17 protein-coding genes are annotated in these 16801 nt (G+C 72.1%); 11 read left to right on the top strand and 6 right to left on the bottom strand.

Going from position 1 to position 16801, the window contains the following annotated elements:
* Positions 1 to 441 precede the first annotated feature (441 nt).
* The 10 genes from IF46_RS35530 to IF46_RS0119075 are packed head-to-tail and all read left to right on the top strand — an operon-like array spanning position 442 to position 9153.
* Positions 442 to 576 (top strand): hypothetical protein, encoded by a 135-nt coding sequence (locus tag IF46_RS35530; RefSeq protein ID WP_269639473.1) that lies wholly within the window; start codon positions 442 to 444, stop codon positions 574 to 576.
* Complete coding sequence (locus tag IF46_RS0119115; RefSeq protein ID WP_030489708.1) at positions 576 to 1427, top strand: hypothetical protein; 852 nt, start codon at positions 576 to 578, stop codon at positions 1425 to 1427. Before IF46_RS35530 ends, IF46_RS0119115 begins: the two co-directional genes overlap by 1 nt.
* On the top strand, positions 1379 to 3016 hold the full coding sequence (locus tag IF46_RS0119110; RefSeq protein ID WP_232234087.1) for a phage baseplate assembly protein V: 1638 nt from the start codon (positions 1379 to 1381) through the stop codon (positions 3014 to 3016). Before IF46_RS0119115 ends, IF46_RS0119110 begins: the two co-directional genes overlap by 49 nt.
* A complete protein-coding gene (locus IF46_RS0119105; protein ID WP_030489706.1) occupies positions 3016 to 3354 on the top strand; it encodes a hypothetical protein in 339 nt (112 codons plus the stop codon). Before IF46_RS0119110 ends, IF46_RS0119105 begins: the two co-directional genes overlap by 1 nt.
* Positions 3351 to 3785 (top strand): GPW/gp25 family protein, encoded by a 435-nt coding sequence (locus IF46_RS0119100; RefSeq protein ID WP_030489705.1) that lies wholly within the window; start codon positions 3351 to 3353, stop codon positions 3783 to 3785. The genes IF46_RS0119105 and IF46_RS0119100 overlap by 4 nt, the downstream gene beginning before the upstream one ends.
* Positions 3782 to 6451 (top strand): putative baseplate assembly protein, encoded by a 2670-nt coding sequence (locus tag IF46_RS0119095; RefSeq protein WP_030489704.1) that lies wholly within the window; start codon positions 3782 to 3784, stop codon positions 6449 to 6451. The genes IF46_RS0119100 and IF46_RS0119095 overlap by 4 nt, the downstream gene beginning before the upstream one ends.
* Positions 6432 to 6947 (top strand): phage tail protein, encoded by a 516-nt coding sequence (locus tag IF46_RS0119090; RefSeq protein ID WP_030489703.1) that lies wholly within the window; start codon positions 6432 to 6434, stop codon positions 6945 to 6947. The genes IF46_RS0119095 and IF46_RS0119090 overlap by 20 nt, the downstream gene beginning before the upstream one ends.
* Entirely contained in the window at positions 6944 to 7873 is a 930-nt protein-coding gene (locus IF46_RS0119085; RefSeq protein WP_030489702.1) for a hypothetical protein, read from the top strand. Before IF46_RS0119090 ends, IF46_RS0119085 begins: the two co-directional genes overlap by 4 nt.
* Positions 7870 to 8331, top strand: coding sequence for a hypothetical protein (locus IF46_RS0119080; RefSeq protein WP_030489701.1), 462 nt, complete (start codon positions 7870 to 7872; stop codon positions 8329 to 8331). The genes IF46_RS0119085 and IF46_RS0119080 overlap by 4 nt, the downstream gene beginning before the upstream one ends.
* Before the next feature lie 42 nt (positions 8332 to 8373).
* Positions 8374 to 9153, top strand: coding sequence for a hypothetical protein (locus tag IF46_RS0119075; protein WP_030489700.1), 780 nt, complete (start codon positions 8374 to 8376; stop codon positions 9151 to 9153).
* Positions 9154 to 9312: 159 nt separating this feature from the next.
* On the opposite strand, the gene IF46_RS0119070 is transcribed toward IF46_RS0119075, so the two are convergent.
* Genes IF46_RS0119070 through IF46_RS0119045 form a run of 6 tightly spaced genes read right to left on the bottom strand, consistent with a single transcriptional unit; the run spans position 9313 to position 15235 of the window.
* A complete protein-coding gene (locus tag IF46_RS0119070) occupies positions 9313 to 10167 on the bottom strand; it encodes a PmoA family protein (protein ID WP_030489699.1) in 855 nt (284 codons plus the stop codon).
* Positions 10164 to 10853 carry a hypothetical protein gene (locus IF46_RS0119065; RefSeq protein WP_198041469.1) on the bottom strand — a complete coding sequence of 230 codons (690 nt, stop codon included), beginning with the start codon at positions 10851 to 10853 and terminating at the stop codon, positions 10164 to 10166. Before IF46_RS0119065 ends, IF46_RS0119070 begins: the two co-directional genes overlap by 4 nt.
* Entirely contained in the window at positions 10837 to 11727 is an 891-nt protein-coding gene (locus IF46_RS0119060) for a carbohydrate ABC transporter permease (protein WP_051724009.1), read from the bottom strand. The genes IF46_RS0119065 and IF46_RS0119060 overlap by 17 nt, the downstream gene beginning before the upstream one ends.
* Positions 11727 to 12710, bottom strand: a complete 984-nt coding sequence (locus IF46_RS0119055; protein ID WP_030489696.1) for a carbohydrate ABC transporter permease — start codon at positions 12708 to 12710, stop codon at positions 11727 to 11729. Before IF46_RS0119055 ends, IF46_RS0119060 begins: the two co-directional genes overlap by 1 nt.
* A 25-nt stretch (positions 12711 to 12735) precedes the next feature.
* Entirely contained in the window at positions 12736 to 14085 is a 1350-nt protein-coding gene (locus IF46_RS0119050) for an ABC transporter substrate-binding protein (RefSeq protein WP_030489695.1), read from the bottom strand.
* A gap of 19 nt (positions 14086 to 14104) precedes the next feature.
* Positions 14105 to 15235: a LacI family DNA-binding transcriptional regulator gene (locus IF46_RS0119045; RefSeq protein WP_036392619.1), complete on the bottom strand. Its 1131-nt coding sequence runs from the start codon at positions 15233 to 15235 to the stop codon at positions 14105 to 14107.
* A gap of 235 nt (positions 15236 to 15470) precedes the next feature.
* On the opposite strand from IF46_RS0119045, the gene IF46_RS0119040 reads away from it, so the two are divergent.
* Positions 15471 to 16799: a Gfo/Idh/MocA family protein gene (locus IF46_RS0119040; protein ID WP_030489693.1), complete on the top strand. Its 1329-nt coding sequence runs from the start codon at positions 15471 to 15473 to the stop codon at positions 16797 to 16799.
* Positions 16800 to 16801 lie beyond the last annotated feature (2 nt).

The raw sequence follows: 16801 nt of genomic DNA, 5'->3' as shown, positions 1-16801 counted from the left end.
GACAACACCACGGCCACCAACACAAGCGACCTACCCCAATTCGAAGAGCCCTCCTCCCCTGCGATCCCCACCGTCCCCACCACCCCCACCGTCCCTGCCGAGATCTTGAAAGAATTCGGCCCCTCCAGGGGCAGTTACCTTCCAAGGTCCACAGCTGCCGACCCCGAAGTCGGCGGGGCGAGGCCGGGGCGGGCGGCGGCTCGGGACGGGCGGTCAGCGGTTGGCGCTGGCTGGGGGTCAGCCGAGGGCAGGGTGACGGCGGCTGGCAGCGGCCTGTGGCCGGCCCTTCCGTATGATCGGGCACGGTCGGGGCAGCAGGTTGGCGAACGAGTTGGACCGCACGCCGGGCACGGCAACGGTCCGGCCGCGAGGGCCGCAGGTGTGGCCTGGATCGGCTCGACGCACCACGATCCGGGCGGCGGACGGGGGCCGGAGAGCACAGTGATCCAGGCCGACGCGACGGAGTTCGACCCGTGGCCGGCCCTGCCGGACGACACTGCACTGTGGTCGGTCGCCGGCGCCGCGCTGGACACCGTCCAGGTGACCCGGCTGGATCGGGAACAGGCGGGCGACTGATGGAACGCGTCGCCTTCCTCATCGACTCCTCAGGCGTTCGGGTGGACTGCCTGCTCAACCCGGAGACCGTGCAGGTGACCCGGCTCGCCGGCGTACGTCACCGGGGTGCCGGCGGCGGGCAGCTCACCGGATCCGGCCTGGCCGACGACCCGCTTGTCTTCACCGGCGGCGGCCGGACCGAGCTGGTGCTCGACCTGCTCTTCGACGTCGACTTCGTGGAGGCACAGCTGCGTCCGGCCGACGTCCGGGTGCTCACCCGTCCGCTGTGGATGCTGGCGGAGAACTCCACCGCCGAGCATGGTTGGCTGCGACCGCCGCTGGTCCGGTTGGTCTGGGGCAAGACCTGGAACGTGCCCGGTGTGATCATCGCGGTGGCGGAGCGGTTCGACGCGTTCACCGGCACCGGGTCGCCGCGACGGTCCTGGCTGCGGCTCAAGCTGGTCCGGGCCGCCGAGACGGCCGACCAGGCCGAGGCCGGCTTCGCCGAGGAGTTGGCCGCCGCGAGCACCCCGACCGCCGCGCCGGGCAGCGCGGTGATCGCCGCCGGTGACGGCGCGGCCGAGCCGGGTCGCTCCGGGGTGCGCTTCGACCTGCTGGCCAACGACGCGCTCGGCTCACCGTTGCGCTGGCGGCTGCTGGCCGAACACAACCGGATCACCGATCCCCTCGCCGTGCCAGCCGGGACCACCCTCGCGGTCCCACCAGTCACCAGCACCGGTGACGGCTCGGTGACCGGGCTGGCTCGGGCGGTGGCCGGTGCGGTGGGTGCGGGAGCGTCGTACGTAGGCGCCTCGGTCGCAGGGTGGGGCGCGAGTTCGAGCGGGCCGGGCAACCCCGGGGGTACGCCGTGACAAGCGTCGCGCCTCGGGCGTTGATCGTCGCGCTCGACGGCGTCGAGCTGGTCGGCGCGGCCCGTCAGCGGGTCCGCTCACTGCGGGTGGCCGCCCGACTCGACCAGCCCACCCAGGCCGAGTTGGTGCTCGCCACCACCGCCGGGACCGGCGCGTTCGACCCAGCGGTGCGACCCGGCACAGCGCTCGACGTACGGCTCGCCGACCACACCGACGCCCTGTTCACCGGTGAGGTCACCTGTGTCGAGGTGGAGTACGCGGCCGACGGGGCCGCGGTCCTGCGGCTGCGGGCGTACGACCTGCTGCATCGGCTGCGTAAGCGGCAGGGGTTGCGGGTCTTCACCTCGGTGACCGCCGTCGAGCTGGCCCGGGAGCTGTGCGGCGCGGTGGGGCTGGACGTGACGGCGGACGTGGACGGGCCACGGCTGGAGCGGCTGCTACAGCACCGGCACAGCGATCTGGAGCTGCTGCGCGAGGTCGCCGGCCGGGCCGGGCTGCACCTGGCCACCGACGGCGACGGCGTCCGGCTGGTCACTCTCGCCGGATACGGGGAGCCGGTCGCGCTGGCCCTCGGCGCGAGCGTGCACTCCCTGCGGGTGTCCACCAACACCGACCAGGCCAGCGGTGCCAGCGCGGCGCTGGGCTGGCACCCGCAGCGGGCCGAGGTGATCAGCCAGCAGGCCGACGAGGCGCGCTGCGGTCGACCCGCCGATGACCGCCCGGACCCGGCCGACGTGGGTGCCGGCGGCATTCGCACCGCCGTGAACCAGCCCGGCCGCAGCGACGACGAGTTGGCGGCGCTGGCCCAGGCCCGCCTCGACACCCGGGCGGCGGCGCTGGTCACCGCCGAGGGGGTGGCCGAGGGCGATCCGGCGCTGCGGCCGGGCCGCCGCATCGACCTCGGCGGTGTGCCCGACCCGGTCGCCGGGGCGTACGTGCTGACCGAGGTGGTGCACACCGTCGACGGCAACGGGCACCTGACCCGCTTCTCCACGGTGCCGCCGAGCACCCCGACGGCCCCGGCTGGCGGCGCGGTGGTCACCCTCGGCACCGTCACCGACGTCGCCGACCCGGACGGACTGGGCCGGGTCCGGTTGACCCTGCCGGCGTACGGGGACCTGGACGCCGGCTGGCTGGCGGTGCTCTGCCCCGGGGCCGGGCCGGGCAAGGGTCTGGTGGCGCTGCCCGACCCGGACGACACGGTGCTGGTGGTGCTGCCCGGCGGCGAGCCGGCCTCGGGCATCGTGCTCGGCTCGCTCTTCGGCGCCGTCGAGCCGTACGACGCGGGCATCGACGACGGCAAGGCCCGCCGCTGGACGATGCGCACCGCTGGCGGGCAGTCGATCGTCGTCGACGACGTGCGACGCAGCCTGCGGCTGGCCACCGACGGCGGCAGCTTCCTGGAGTTGACCCCCGACCTGGCGACCCTGCATGCGGCGTCCGATTTGGTGATCTCCGCACCCGGCCGGGCCATGGTGGTCCGCGCCCGCAGCGTGGACTTCCTGCACGCCGCCTCGACCGAGGACCCGACCACCGCGGCGGAGCAGGCCCGAACGCTTGCCCGCGCCCACCACGAAGGAGGCGGCTGATGCGCTGGATCCACCGGGACTCCGTGATCACCTGCGATCACGACGGCCGGGTCGAGAACCGACCCTCGCGGCAGTGGGTGACCGTCACCGGCGTGCCCGTGCTCGTCGACGACGACCCGGAGGGACGAAAGATCATCGCCTGCCCGAACTACGGCCCGACCATCAAGCCGTGCACGACGACCCTGACCGTCCGGGTCGGCTACAGCGACTGGGTCCGCGTCGACGGGCACCGGGTGGTCCTGTCGCACCTGGAGGGTTTCACCAACGGCACGCCGCCGGGGCTGGTCAAGCACACGGTGCGCGACCCCGCTCAGGTGTTCCTGGGGGCGGACCGATGAGGGCCTTCCGCTTCGTCGGCGCCGGCTTCGACGCCGGGCGTACCGGCGGGCTGGCGCTCACCGCGGCCGGCGGCCTGGCGATGACCGAGGGCGACGAGAGCGTACGACAGGCGCTGTTTCTGCTCTTGTCGACCACGCCGGGTGAGCGGCTGATGCGACCCGGGTACGGCTCCCGGCTGCACCGGTTGGTCTTCGCGCCCAACGACGACACCACGGCCGGTCTGGCCATCCACTACGTCCGGCAGGCCATCGCCCGGTGGGAGCCCCGGGTCGAGGTGATCGACGTGGACGCCGGGCCGGACCCGGATGACGCGTGGCGGCTGGTGATCCGGTTGGACTACCGGGTGCGGGCCAGCCTGACCCCCGGGCAGCTCGTCTTCTCCGTGGACCTGCTCCCCGTCGACGAGCCCGCTCAGGGAGGAGCGTCATGACGCTGCCCGTGCCGCACCTGGACGATCGTGGGTTCCTCGACCTGGTCACCGAGGCCCGGGAACGGATCCGGCAGTCCTGCCCGGCGTGGACCGACCTGTCGGCGCACGACCCCGGCATGGCGCTGGTGGAGACGTTCGCGCACCTGACCGAGGTGATGATCTACCGGCTGAACCAGTTGCCGGAGAAGGCGTACGTCTCGTTTCTGAATCTGCTCGGGGTCACCCGGCACGCACCGACCGCGGCCTGGGCGGACGTCCAGTTCACCCGCACCGGCACCGACCGGGCCGTGGTCCGGATCCCGGCCGGTCTGCGGGTCGCGGCGGCCCGGGGCGCCGATCCCCGGCCGGTCGTGTTCGTCACCACCGAGCCGACGCTGCTGCCCGCCGACGAGACCTCGGTGACGGTCCGGATGCACCACTGCGAACCGGTCGAGGCGGAGCTGCTGGGCGTGGGCACCGGCCAGCCGGGGCAGGTGCTGCGCGCGGCGCACGCGCCGCTGGCGCACACCGCCGAGGCGTTGGACCTGCTGCTCGGGGTGGAGGTGCCGGCCGGAACTGTCGAGCTCGGCGCGGCGGCCCGTGAGCACGACGGTCGTACGTTCGAGATCTGGCGACCGGTGGACAGCTTCGCCGGGCTCGGCGCGCAGGCCAAGGCGTACCTGGTCGACCGCTGCTCGGGCACCATCGTCTTCGCCCCGGCCCTCGATCTGCGGCCCCCTGCCGGGCCGACCCCGGACGCCGGGCCCGCGCCGGAAGGGTCGACCTCGGTGACCGTCGCGGCCGTGCCGCCGGCCGGGCGGCAGATCCGGCTCTGGTACCGCGCCGGTGGCGGGCCCACCGGCAACGTGGCGGCGGGCACGCTGACCAACCTGCGCGATCCACTACCGGGGGTACGCGTCGACAACCCCGCCCCGGCGGCCGGCGGCCGGGACATGGAGGCGCTGGAGTCGGTGCTGCTGCGCGGCCCGTACGAGTTCTTCGCCCAGCAGCGCGCGGTCACCGCCCGCGACTTCGAGGTGCTCGCCACCAGCTCCGGCGCGGTGGCGCGGGCACGGGCGTTCACCCGTGCGGCGGTGTACAGCTTCGCCCGGCCCGGCGAGGTCGAGGTGGTGCTGGTGCCGTACGTGCCGGAGGAGGCCCGTCCGGGCGGTCGACTGCCGGTGGCGGTGCTGCGCGAGCACGAGGTGCCCGAGGCCCGTCACCGGGTCGAGGCGGACCTGGAGGAGCGCCGGATGGTCGGCATCCGCTCCCGGGCCACCTGGGCGCGCTTCAAGGCGGTGTCGGTACGGGCCCGAGTGGTCGTCCGGCGGGAAGAGGACGTGGACGCGGTCCGTCGCCGCATCCACGACCGGCTGCACCAGACGTTGAGCCCGCTGCCCACCGCGCTCAACCCGACCGGCTGGCCGTTCGGCGAGCCACTGCGGGCGTCCAACGTGTATCGGCTGCTGGAGCACGCCGAGCCGGGTGTGCGCTACGTCGAGTCGGTGCGGTTCGTGGTCGACGAGGCGCCCGACGCCGACGTACGCGCTCTCGCCGTCGACAAGTACCAGCCACGGACCTGGTACGCCGGGCGCGGCCCGGTGCTGTTCCGTTCCAGCAACGGCGGCGCGGGTTGGGAGCCGGCCGGTCGCTTCGACGGTGAGACGGTGCTGCGGGTGGCGCCCGCGCCCGCGCCGGTGCGGCCGGGCATCGTGGCGCGTCCCGGCTCGGTGGCCGTGGTGACGCTGCGCGAGTCGGGCGGCTCCCGGGTGCATCTGAGCACCGACCTGGGCGAGACGTGGTCACCGCTGACCGGCCTGGACGCGCGGATCTCCGACGTGGCCTGGCTGGACCGCGACGGCGCGGGCGCGCTGCTGGTGGCCACCGACACCGGCCTGTACGAGGTGTCGCTGCTGCCCGGGGCGGTGCCGTTGCAGATCCTGGTCGACCCGTCCGACGCCGACCGGGGCTTCTACGCGGTCCGCACGTTCGTCTCCGAGCGAGGCGCGCCGGGTGTGGCGGTGGCCGCGCAGGCCAGCTTCGGGGTGTACCTGTCGACAAGCGGCGGCCGACCCGGCAGCTTCACCCACGTCGGGCTGGCCAACGTGGACAACCGGGTCCTCGCCGTGCAGTACGACGGCCCGGCCACCCTGCTGTGGAGCGGGGCCGGTGAGCCGGACCCGAAGAAGCCCGGCCAAGGCTGTCACCGCACCCGGCTGTTCGAGTCCGACGTGAAGTGGCAGTCGATGCAGGCCGGGTGGATCGGCGGCACCTGCCGGGACCTCGCGTTCGCCGGCCAGCAGGCGGTGGCGGCCACGCAGAGCGGCGGGGTGCTGCGGCTGGACACCCTGGCCGCCCAGCCGCAGTGGCAGGCCGTGTCGGTCAACTGCGGGTTGCCGTTGCGGGACCGGACCCGGTTCGTGCCGGTCGACGCCATCGCGGTGAGCGGCCCGACGGCCGGCGGCACGCCCGGCGGGGGTGCGGAGGCCGGCGGCAACGGCGCGGCGGAGCGGCTGATCCTGGCCAGCGGCGAACGTGGCGTGCACCGCAGCGCCGACGCCGTCACCTGGACGCCCAGCGCCAATCAGGCCACCGCCGACGTGGTGACCGTCCCGGATACCTGGCTGCTCTGCTCCGGCGAGCACGACATCGAGGTGGTGCGCCAGGATGCGACGCTCGGCGATTGAACGGCTGCTGCCCGCCGCCTACCAGCGGGCCTGCGTGCCGGGCAGCGTGCTCTGGGCGCTGCTGGACGTGATGGAGGGGCTGCACGCCCCGGACGAGGCGATCCTCGCCGAGGTGGACGCGCTGTTCGACCCGTACCGGGCGCCGGACGGGCTGGTCGTGCGGTTGACCCGCTGGGTGGCGATGGACCACGTGGTGGCCGCACCTCGACCGGACACCCCGCTGCCGCTGCCGGTGGGTCGACTGCGCGACCTGGTCGCCAACGCCGCCCTGCTGGCCCGCTGGCGGGGCACCCCGTACGGGATGCGCAGAGCCCTCGAGCTGGCCACCGGGATGTCGGGCTTCGCGATCGACGAGCCGGACGAACGGCCCTTTCACGTCGTGGTGCGGGTGCCGGTCGCCGCCGCCGGCCAGCTCGCCGTGATCACCCGCATCGTCGAGGCGGAGAAACCCGCCTCGACGACCGTCGAGATCGTCCTGGAAGAGGAGTCGTCATGACCACCGAGTGGGCGGTCGTCGCCGCCGCCGAGCAGTTCACCCTCGACCCGCGCAACAGCGGCGAGCTGACCTTCACCGTCTCCAACCCGGGCAACGCGCCGGACACGGTGGTGTTCGACGTGGCGCCCGGTGACGGCTCCCAGCGGGCGTGGTTCACCGTCGCCGAGCCACAGCGGGTGGTCCCCGGGCAGGGCTCGGTGTCGTTCCTGGTCAAGCTCGCCGTGCCGGCCGGCACCCCGCCCCGACGCTACGACATGACCGGGTTCGCGTACTCGGCGAACACCGCCCCGGAGGAGAGTTCCCGTTCCAGCGGCCGGGTCACGTACGAGGTGCGGGCGGTCGCGCCGCCACGGCGTACCCCATGGTTGTGGATCGCCGCCGCGGCGGCGTTGGTGCTGGTGGTGGTGACCGTGGGGGTGGTCCTGCTGACCCGCGACGGCGAGCCCGCCCCGGGCGAACCCCGGGTGGTCACCGTCGAGGCGGAGAGCCTGGTGGACACCGCGGTGGTCAAGTCGCCGCAGAAGAGCAAGGCGGCCGTGGGCGCGCAGCCCAACTGCTGCGGGGTGACCTGGTCCGGGGACAAGCAGCTCTTCTTCACGGGCCTGGCGATCGGCGATCAGGTCACCGTGACGGTGCAGATCCCGGCCGACGGCACCTGGCGGTTCGCCACGGTACGGACCACGGCCCTCGACTACGCCAACACCGTCTTCACCATCGACGGCAACCAGGTCGGCGGCACGTTCCTCGGCTTCACGCCGAAGGTGCAGAAGACGGATTTCCTGGACGTCGGAACGGTCCGGCTGGCCAAGGGGCCGCACCAGGTCACGCTGCTGGTGGTCGGCAAGACACAGGGCACGAGCTCCTACTTCGCCGGGGTGGACACGATCCGGTTCACCGAGATCGTGGCGCAGGCCGTGGCGCGATGAGTGGTCGGCAGAAGGCGCTGCTGGGGCTGCTCGCCGTCCTGCTGGTGGCGCTGTTCGCGGTCGCGGTCGGCGCCGGCCGCGACGACCAGGGTGATCCGGGGGCCCGGCACGGGTTTATCGACCGGTTGGGCGCGCTGGGCGGCGAGCGGTCCACGGTGGACCCGGCGACGGTCAGCGCCGACTGCGCCGACGAGCCCGGTCGGCTGGTCTTCTCCGGCAGCTGCGCGGTGCGGGTGGCGGACCCCGGCGGGCTGCGCACCCTGGTGCTGCGCAGCGCGGCACGGTTCACGGTCGTCGCCCCGACGCCCGGCGACGCCGACCTGACCATCCGCGACGAGGTCGAGCCGGCGGCGGACGGCACCGGGGCGGTGGCGAAGATCGCCGTCGATCAGGCCACCGAAGTGGGCCTTAGCTGCCCCGGCCTGGGCGGCTGCGAGGTCGTCGTGGCCACGTCCTGAATCGTTCCTGGCCTCACCCGGACTGGAGAGGAAGGTGCCGCCGTGGGTGACCTGCGCAAGCCGTTCCTGCTGCTGGCCATGCTCGCCATCGTCCTGGCGATCGGTGTGGAGTTGGGTGCCGGGCTGCTGCTCGGCGGCGCCGACGCCGGCGCGGCGCTCGCGGACAGCGCCGGCACGCTGGACGTGGAGATCGACGACGTGTCCGGGGTCAGCGAGCCGTCCGGACGGGGCACCGGCTACCTGGCGCTGATCGACGCGGTGGCGGTCTGGACCACCGGGCTGTTCTGCCTGGGCCTGCTCCTGCCCGAACGTGTCCAGGGTCGGGTGCAGGGCGTCGCCAGCCTGATCTTCTCGATCATCCTGATCATCGTGGGGCTGATCGCGGTGGTCATCGCGTTCGTGGAGCTGATGATCATGGTGTCGCTCTTCCTGGCCGTCCCGTTCGGCACCCTGGCGTACCTGGCGCTGTGGGGGTTCTTCCCGGTCGGCAAGGCGGCGGTGCTGCTCGGGCTGGTGCTGCTGCTCAAGCTCGTGTGGGCCGGCCTGCTGGTGCTGGCCCAGCCCCGCTTCCTGCAGAACAAGGGCCTCGTCCTGCTGATCCTCACCACCCTGCTCTGCACTGTCGTGCTGGAGTTCCTGCACAACCTGGTGCCGGTGATCCTGGTCAGCATCGTCGACGACGTGGCGGCGCTGGTCTTCGCGATCATCGCGATCATCTGGGGGCTGGTACTGCTGATCGGCTCGATCCCGGCGATCGTCAAGGCCATCCGGGTAACCGCCGCCCTCCCGGCCCGCGCCGCCACCCGTTCCCCGCCCCGTTGATCCCCCGCCCCGGCGATCCCCCGCCCCGTCGATCATGAGGTTATTGCCAGCTCGGCCGGCGTGTCGTGACAATAACCTCATGATCGACGTTGGGATGGGGCTTCCTGATCCGTCACGTCCGCCGCCAGCATCCGTCGGGCGAAGAACAGACCACGGGAATCAGGTGAGATTCGCGGCGAGGGCCGCGGCGGTGGCGGAGTCCAGGGCACCGTCGGCGACGACCACCGTGTGTTGCCCCTGCCGCCTTGCGTCGGCCGCGATGGTGACCGGATGTTCGAAGGCGAACGCCACCCCCACGCCCGGATACATCGCGGTCCTGGTGAACCACCGGTCGCCGTCGCCGAGACCAGCAAACACCAGGGTGTACGCCCTACCGTCCGGCCCGGTACCGCGCAGCGCGATCCACGGCTCGTCGGAGCCGTTGACCGCCTCCTCCCCCGTCGCCGAGGCGCTGAACACCGACGCGGGCTCGACCGAGACCGCTCGCCAGAAGAACCCGCCGTAGCCGGCCCCGTCCGGTCGGCCGTTGGTGGCCGGGCTACCCAGCCGCACATCCTGCCCGGCCGGAGCACTCAGCGCGTAGTCCACGTCCAAGCGCCAGGCCGACAGGTCCCCGGCCAGCGGGGTTGCGGCGAGCCGACGGCGCTCGGTGAGCAGCACCGCCCCGTGCGGGTCGCGCCACTCAAGCCGATGGGCCAGTCGGTCGGCCGACCGCTCCGACCAGCCGGTGTGCGCGATCCGCCCATGGTCGGCGCGCCAGGTGTAGCCGACGTCGCGGACGTAGGTGCGCCCTCCCCAGAGGTTGGTGCCGTTGACGTCCTGCACGGCCAGGGAGGCGCCCAGATGCCACACGTGATCGGCTGGCAGCGCGTCGGTGACCACCGTGCCGCCGAGCGTGCGCACCGGATGCAGGTACGGACGGGGCCCGTGCCGCGCGTCCAGCGCAGGGTCGACCACGTAGCGGGCCACCTCCGTCCCCCCGACAAATAGCCGCGCCGACTCCTCGCTGGTCATCGCAGCTCCGGGTGCGCGGGGACCGGCCGGCGGCCGGCGGGGTCAGCGGGGACCGGCCGGCGGGCGGCAGGGTCAGCGGGGACCGGCAGGCGGCCGGCGACGGCGTGCAGGGCGGCCACGGTGTAGCCGGCGAGGATCGGCACCGCGACCGGGGCGACCAGCACCGCGAGCAGCCCGGCCAGCGCGGTAACCCCGGTGAGCGCGGCCCAGCGGGCAGGCGCGTCGAGGCAGGCGCGGGCGGTGAACCGGGCCGCAGCCCGCCACCGCCCACCCCCGTTGCCACCCACCTCGACGACGACCAGCCCCGCGTACCCGGCCAGGCCGGCCGCGATCAGCGCGGTCACCAGCAGCGCCACCGGGCCGCCCGGCACCGAGCCGGTCGCCAGCGCGGCCAGGTCGGCGGCGAGCAGCGCGGCCACGCTGAGCGCGAGCAGACTGACCGGCACGCCCGGCAGCACCGAGCGGCCGAACCGGCGCAGGGTCGTCCGCGCCGACGGCCAACTGCCGGTACGCGTCCAGTCGTGCACCGCCGCGCTGGCCGTGCCCGCCGCCGCAGCGGCGGTGAGCAAGGGCACCGCCGCGAGGGTCAGCAGGACGCCGAGCAGCGCCAGGTCGGCGGCGTCGCGGACGACGTCGCGCCAGTCCCGCCGCCCGCCCACCTCGATGGCCTCAGCCCTTGATGCCACTTGTGTTGATCCCCTCGACGAGCATCCGCTGAAACGCGACGAAGAACAGGAAGACCGGCAGCAACGACAGCACCGACATGGCGAACATCGGCCCGACCGCGCTCTGGCTGGTGGAGTCGATGAACAGGGTCAACGCGACCGGCACGGTGTAGTCCTCCAGTTGGGACAGGAAGACCAACTGGCGGAAGAAGTCGTTCCAGGTCCAGATGAACGAGAAGATCGCCGTGGTGACCAGCGCGGGGCGGCTCAGCGGCAGGATGATGTGCCGGAAGATGCCGAACGGGCCGGCGCCGTCGATCCGGGCCGCCTCGTCCAACTCGCGGGGTACGCCCCGCATGAACTGCACCATGAGGAAGACGAAGAACGCCTCGGTGGCCAGGAACTGCGGGATGAGCAGCGGCAGGTACGGCCATTCGCCGCCGACCAGCCCGAGCGTGCGGAACAGGATGTACTGCGGCACGATCAGCACGTGCTGGGGCAGCAGCAGTGTGCCGATCATGACGGCGAACCACATCCCGCGCAGCCGGAACCGCAGCCGGGCGAAGGCGTACGCGGCCAGCAGGCAGGAGAGCCCGTTGCCGACCACGGTGAGCAGGCTGACCATCGCGCTGTTGAGGAAGAACCGGCCGAAGCTGACGTCGAAGTTGGACCACCCGGCGGTGTAGTTGCCCGGGGTGAACCGCTCGGGCAGCAGCCCGACGTTGTTGACGATCTCCTCCTGGGACTTCACCGAGGTGCCGACCATCCAGATCAGCGGGTAGAGCACCACGGCGACGATCGCCACCAGGATGAGCAGCCGCAGGACCGGCCGTCCGCCGGGCCGGCGACGCGTGGTCGGCGTTGGCGCGTCGACAGTCGGGGTGAGCGTCACCATCACCGGTCCTCCCCGTCGGAGTAGTGCACCCAGAACCGCCCGGTGCTGAAGAAGATCGCGGTGATGACCGCGATGGCGAGCAGGAACACCCAGGCCATCGCCGAGGCGTAGCCCATGTCGAGGTCGGTGAAGCCGGTGATGTAGAGGTTCAGCGTGTACATCAGGGTGGAGTCGACCGGGCCGCCGGTGCCGTTGCTGAGCACGAACGCGGCGGTGAAGCCCTGGAAGCCGTTGATGGTCTCCAGCACCAGGTTGAAGAAGATGACCGGGGAGAGCATCGGCAGGGTGACGTTGCGGAACTGACGCCACCGGCCGGCCCCGTCGACCGACGCGGCCTCGTACAGCTCGGTGGGCACCTGCTTGAGCCCGGCCAGGAAGATCACCATCGGTGCGCCGAACTGCCAGATGGCGAGCACCATCAGGGTTTCCAGGGCCCAGTCGGGGTCGTTGACCCACGGTTTGCCGGTGATGCCGAAGAGGCCCAGCAGCGAGTTGAACGCGCCGTCGCGGTTGAACATGTTGACCCAGACGATGGCCAGCGCGACGCTGCCGCCGAGCAGGGACGGCAGGTAGAACAACCCCCGGAAGAGCCCGACCCCGCGCCAGGCGCGGTTGAGCAGCAGCGCCACGCCGAGCGCCGCGGCCAGCTTCAGCGGTACGGCGATCAGCGCGAAGGTCAGGGTCACCCGCACCGCATGCCAGTACGACGGGTCGGCGGTGAACATCCGTTCGTAGTTGGCCCACCCCACCCACTGCGCCTCGGAGAACGGGGTGAGAATGTCGTAGTCGGTGAAGCTCAGGTAGAGCGACAGCAGCATGGGGACCGCCGTGATGCCCATCAGGCCGATGAGCCACGGCGACAGGAAGACGTACCCCGCCAGACCTTCGCTGTGCCGGATCCGTCCGGGCCCACGCCGCCGCGTGTGGGCCCGGACGGATCCGGGGCCGCCTCGGGTCGGGTCGGGCGCCGTGGTCAGCGCCACGAACAGCTCCTCTCCTCGCGGCCGGTCAGGCGATGGCGGACTTGCACGCCTCGACGAACTGGGCGGCCGCCTCGGCGGGAGTGGCCCGGCCGTACTGCGCGTTCTCGGCGGCCTTGATCAGCTCGGACTTGACCTTGCTGTGTCCCTTGATCGGCACCTGCGGCGACGGGCCGAACTTCTGGGTCAGCTCCGCCTCGACGGCGATCGACTGCTTCATGGCCGGGTCGGTGGTGTTGTCGCTGACCACCCGGCGCAGGTCCAGGTTGGACGGCAGACCACGGTCGGTGCCGAGCAGCGTGACCGCCTCCTGGTCGTTGTTCAGGAAGTTGATCACGTCGACCGCGACGTCCCTGTTCTTGCTGCCCTTGAAGACCGACCAGTACATCGACGCTCGCGCCCACTGTGCGCTGGGGTCACCTGGGTAGGCGATCACGCCCAGCTCGTCCTTGGTGTTCTTCTTCAGGTCCGGCATCTGGTTGGCCCAGACCCAGGAGGTCGCCGACTTGCCGGTGACCACCAGTTGCTTGGTGACATCGCTGGAGTTGCCCTCGTGGATGATGTCGGCGCTCGGCGTGGCCTTGCGGTCCCGGGCGCCCTTCCACAGGTCGAACCACGCGGTCACATCCTCGGCGGTGAAGCCCAACTCCTTGCCCTTGTAGAGGTCCTTGCCCTGCTGGCGCAACCAGACCCAGAACGCCTTGTAGTCGGCGCTCGGGTCCTGGGTGCCGGGCACCTTGGTCTTGGCGGTGACCTGCTCGGCCCAGGCGATGTGCGCCTCCCAGCTCATCCCGGTGGTCGGCTCGGGCAGGTTGTTCTTGGTCAACAGCGTCTTGTTGTAGACCAGGCCCTGGGTGTTCTCACCGGCGGCCAGGCCGGCGAGCTTGCCGTCGACGACGCCGTACTGCCAGAGGCTCTCGGGGAACTTGGAGGTGTCCAGCTTTCCGGACTTCTGGTAGGAGGTGAGGTCGAGCGTGGTGTTGCGGGCCGCGTACTCGGCCAGGTAGTTGTCGTCGATCTGGAACAGGTCCGGCGGGTTGCCGCCGGCGGTGAGCGTGGCCAGCTTGTCGAAGTAGCCCTGGTTGGCCTGCCAGGTCTTCTCGAAGGTCACGTTCGGGTGCTTCTTGGTGTAGAGGGCCAGCGCGTCCTCGGTCAGCTTGGCCCGGGCGTCGCCGCCCCACCAGAAGATGGAGAGCTTGACCGGCGCGTTCGGATCGGCGGCACCGCTGCCGTCGTCTCCGCAGGCGGCGGCACCGAACATCAGCGGCGCGGCGACCGCTGCGGCGAGCAGGCCACGCAGCAGGCGCCGCCGAGGCAGCGGGGTACGGTGAGCGCGCCCGACGGGCGCGTCAGTGGTGGGGGGCGTTGCGGGGTGCATGTGCGCTCACTCCTCGGCATTAGGAGGCGACGGCGTCACCGGTGGCCGCAGTCGGGATGCCCGGGCCCGCAGGGCAATGCGGGTCCGGGCCACGCGGTGCGGCCAGGGGACGTGCCGGTCGGGCGTACGGGCCCGGGCCGGTCGAGTCGCGGATGACCAGGTCGGTCTGGAGCATTACCTGTGCGGTGGTACGACGGACGCCGAGCGCCGTGCCGGCACCGGACCCTCGCGCGCCGCGCGGTGACTCGATGTCCTGTTGCAGCAGCATGTCGACGGCCGTCCGGCCGGCGGCCCCGGTGGGTGTGGCCACCGTCGTCAGTTTGGGGCGGGTCAACCGGCTCAGGGTGATGTCGTCGACCCCGACGACGCTCACCTCCTGCGGCACCCGGACCCCGAGCGCGTCCAGCCCCTCGATCAGGCCGATCGCCATCAGGTCGTTGTAGGCGAGCACTGCCGACACGCCGCTGCGTCGCACCTGCTCGGCGACGGCGGAGCCGCCGACCTCGGTGGGCGCGTTGGGGCCGAGCACGGTCAGCTGCGCGCCACCGGCGCGGGCGGCCGCGCCAGCGGCCCGGCGCATCTCCCGGTTGGTCCACGAGCTGCGCGGGCCGCCGAGCAGCGCGATGCTGCGGTGCCCGAGGCCGACCAGGTGCTCGATCGCCGAGCGGGCGCCCTGCCCGACGTCCATCAGCACGCAGGGCAGGCCGGTCACCTGACGGTTCACCACGACCAGTGGCACCTCGCGGCTGAGCTGTTCGATCAGGCTGTTGCTCATCCGCGGGCTGCACAGCAGCACCCCGTCCACCTGCTTGGCCAGCGCGTGGACCAGCTCCTCCTCGGCGGTCGGGTCCTCGTTGGTGTCGGCCACGAAGACGTGGTAATCGCGGTGCCGGGCCTGACTCTCCGCCGCCTTGATCAGCGGTGGAAAGAACGGGTTCGCGATGTCCGCGATGATCAGCCCGATGTTGTGCGTCCGCCCGGTGATCAGGGCCCGGGCGGCGCGGTTCGGCCGATAGCCCAGGTCCTCCGCGCAGGCCAGCACCCGGACCCGGGTCTCCGGGTTGACCAGGTGCGGGGCGGAGAAGGTGCGGGACACGGTGGAGATGTGCACACCGGACGCCCGGGCGACGTCCCGGATGGTGACTGGCACGGCGGCCCCTTCGTCCGAGGTGGTCGCGGTCACGTGGGTGGGCTCATTAATGCAAACGGTTGCGCCAGTGTCAACGGTCAATGTTTACGGCTATGTTGCATCCGCCCTCCCCTTGGCGACTTTCTGCCCCACAAAAACTGACATATAACGCCGATCCCATCGCCGTCGTTGACGTGATCGGATCGATCATGATTACTTCATTGCAAACCTTTGCAGCGTCACGGGAGGCGACCGCATGGCACCGAGAGCCGCCGGACGGGTCCGGTACGCCGTGGTGGGCACCGGCGCGCGGGCGGAGATGTTCGTCCGGGCGCTCGTGCTCGACCACGCCGACACCACCGAGCTGGTCGCCTTCGCCGACGTCAACCAGGCCCGGATGGACGCGCACAACCGCTGGCTGGGCGAGCTGGGTCATCGTCCGGTGCCCACGTACCCGGCCGGTGACTTCGCGGCCATGCTGGACTCCGAGCGCGTCGACGTCGTCCTGGTCACCAGCGTGGACGTCACCCACGACGAGTACGTGGTGGCCGCGCTGCGCGCCGGCCGGGAGGTCGTCACCGAGAAGCCGATGACCGTGGACGCGGCGCGCTGCCGACGGATCCTGGAAACGGTGCGCGAGACCGGCGGGCAGGTGACTGTCGCCTTCAACTACCGCTACAACCCGCTGCACGAACAGGTCCGCCGGCTGCTCGCCGAGGGCGCGGTCGGCGAGATCGGCTCGGTGCACTTCGAGTGGCTGCTCGACGTGCGCCACGGCGCCGACTACTTCCGCCGCTGGCACCGCGACAAGGCCACCTCCGGTGGGCTGATGGTGCACAAGGCCAGTCACCACTTCGACCTGGTCAACTGGTGGCTGGCCGCCACCCCCGTCGAGGTGTACGCGGCCGGGCGGCTCTTCTTCTACGGCGAGGACGGTCGCCGGCACGGCTACGCCCGCGACTACGACCGGGCGCACGGCTCCCCCGCCGCCACCGACGACCCGTTCGCGCTGCGACTGGACGCGCACCCACGGCTGCGCGAGTTGTACCTCGACGCCGAGGCCGAGGACGGATACCAGCGCGACCGCAACGTCTTCGCCCCCGGAGTGAGCATCGAGGACGACATGGCGGTGCTCGCCCGCTACTCCACCGGCGCCACGATGACCTACCACCTCACCGCGTACGCACCCTGGGAGGGTTACCGGGTGATGGTCAACGGCAGCCGGGGCCGGCTGGAGCTGGACGTGGCCGAGAACGACTTCGTCGACCGGGGTACCGCCGGCGCGGTCAAGGGCGCCGCCCTGCACGGCACCGAGGCGCCGGCCGAGGGCGGTGGTGCGATGCTCACCCTGCGCCCGTTCTGGGGCCCGCCGCGGCAGATCCCGGTGCAGGGTCGCAGTCGGCACGGGCACGGCGGCGCGGACGCCCGGATGACCGCTGTGCTCCTCGGCGGTCAAAGCGACCCGCTGGGCCGCGCCGCGACCGCCGACGACGGCGCGTTGGCCCTGCTCACCGGCCTGGCCGCCAACCGGTCCTTCGAGACCGGTCAACCCGTCCGCGTCGCCGACCTGCTCACCCCCCGCTGACA

This window comes from Micromonospora chokoriensis, assembly GCF_000718555.1.
Classification (GTDB): Bacteria; Actinomycetota; Actinomycetes; order Mycobacteriales; family Micromonosporaceae; genus Micromonospora; species Micromonospora chokoriensis_B.
Note: the sequence above shows the minus strand (reverse complement) of the source record. Positions and strands in the feature narration are given on the sequence as shown.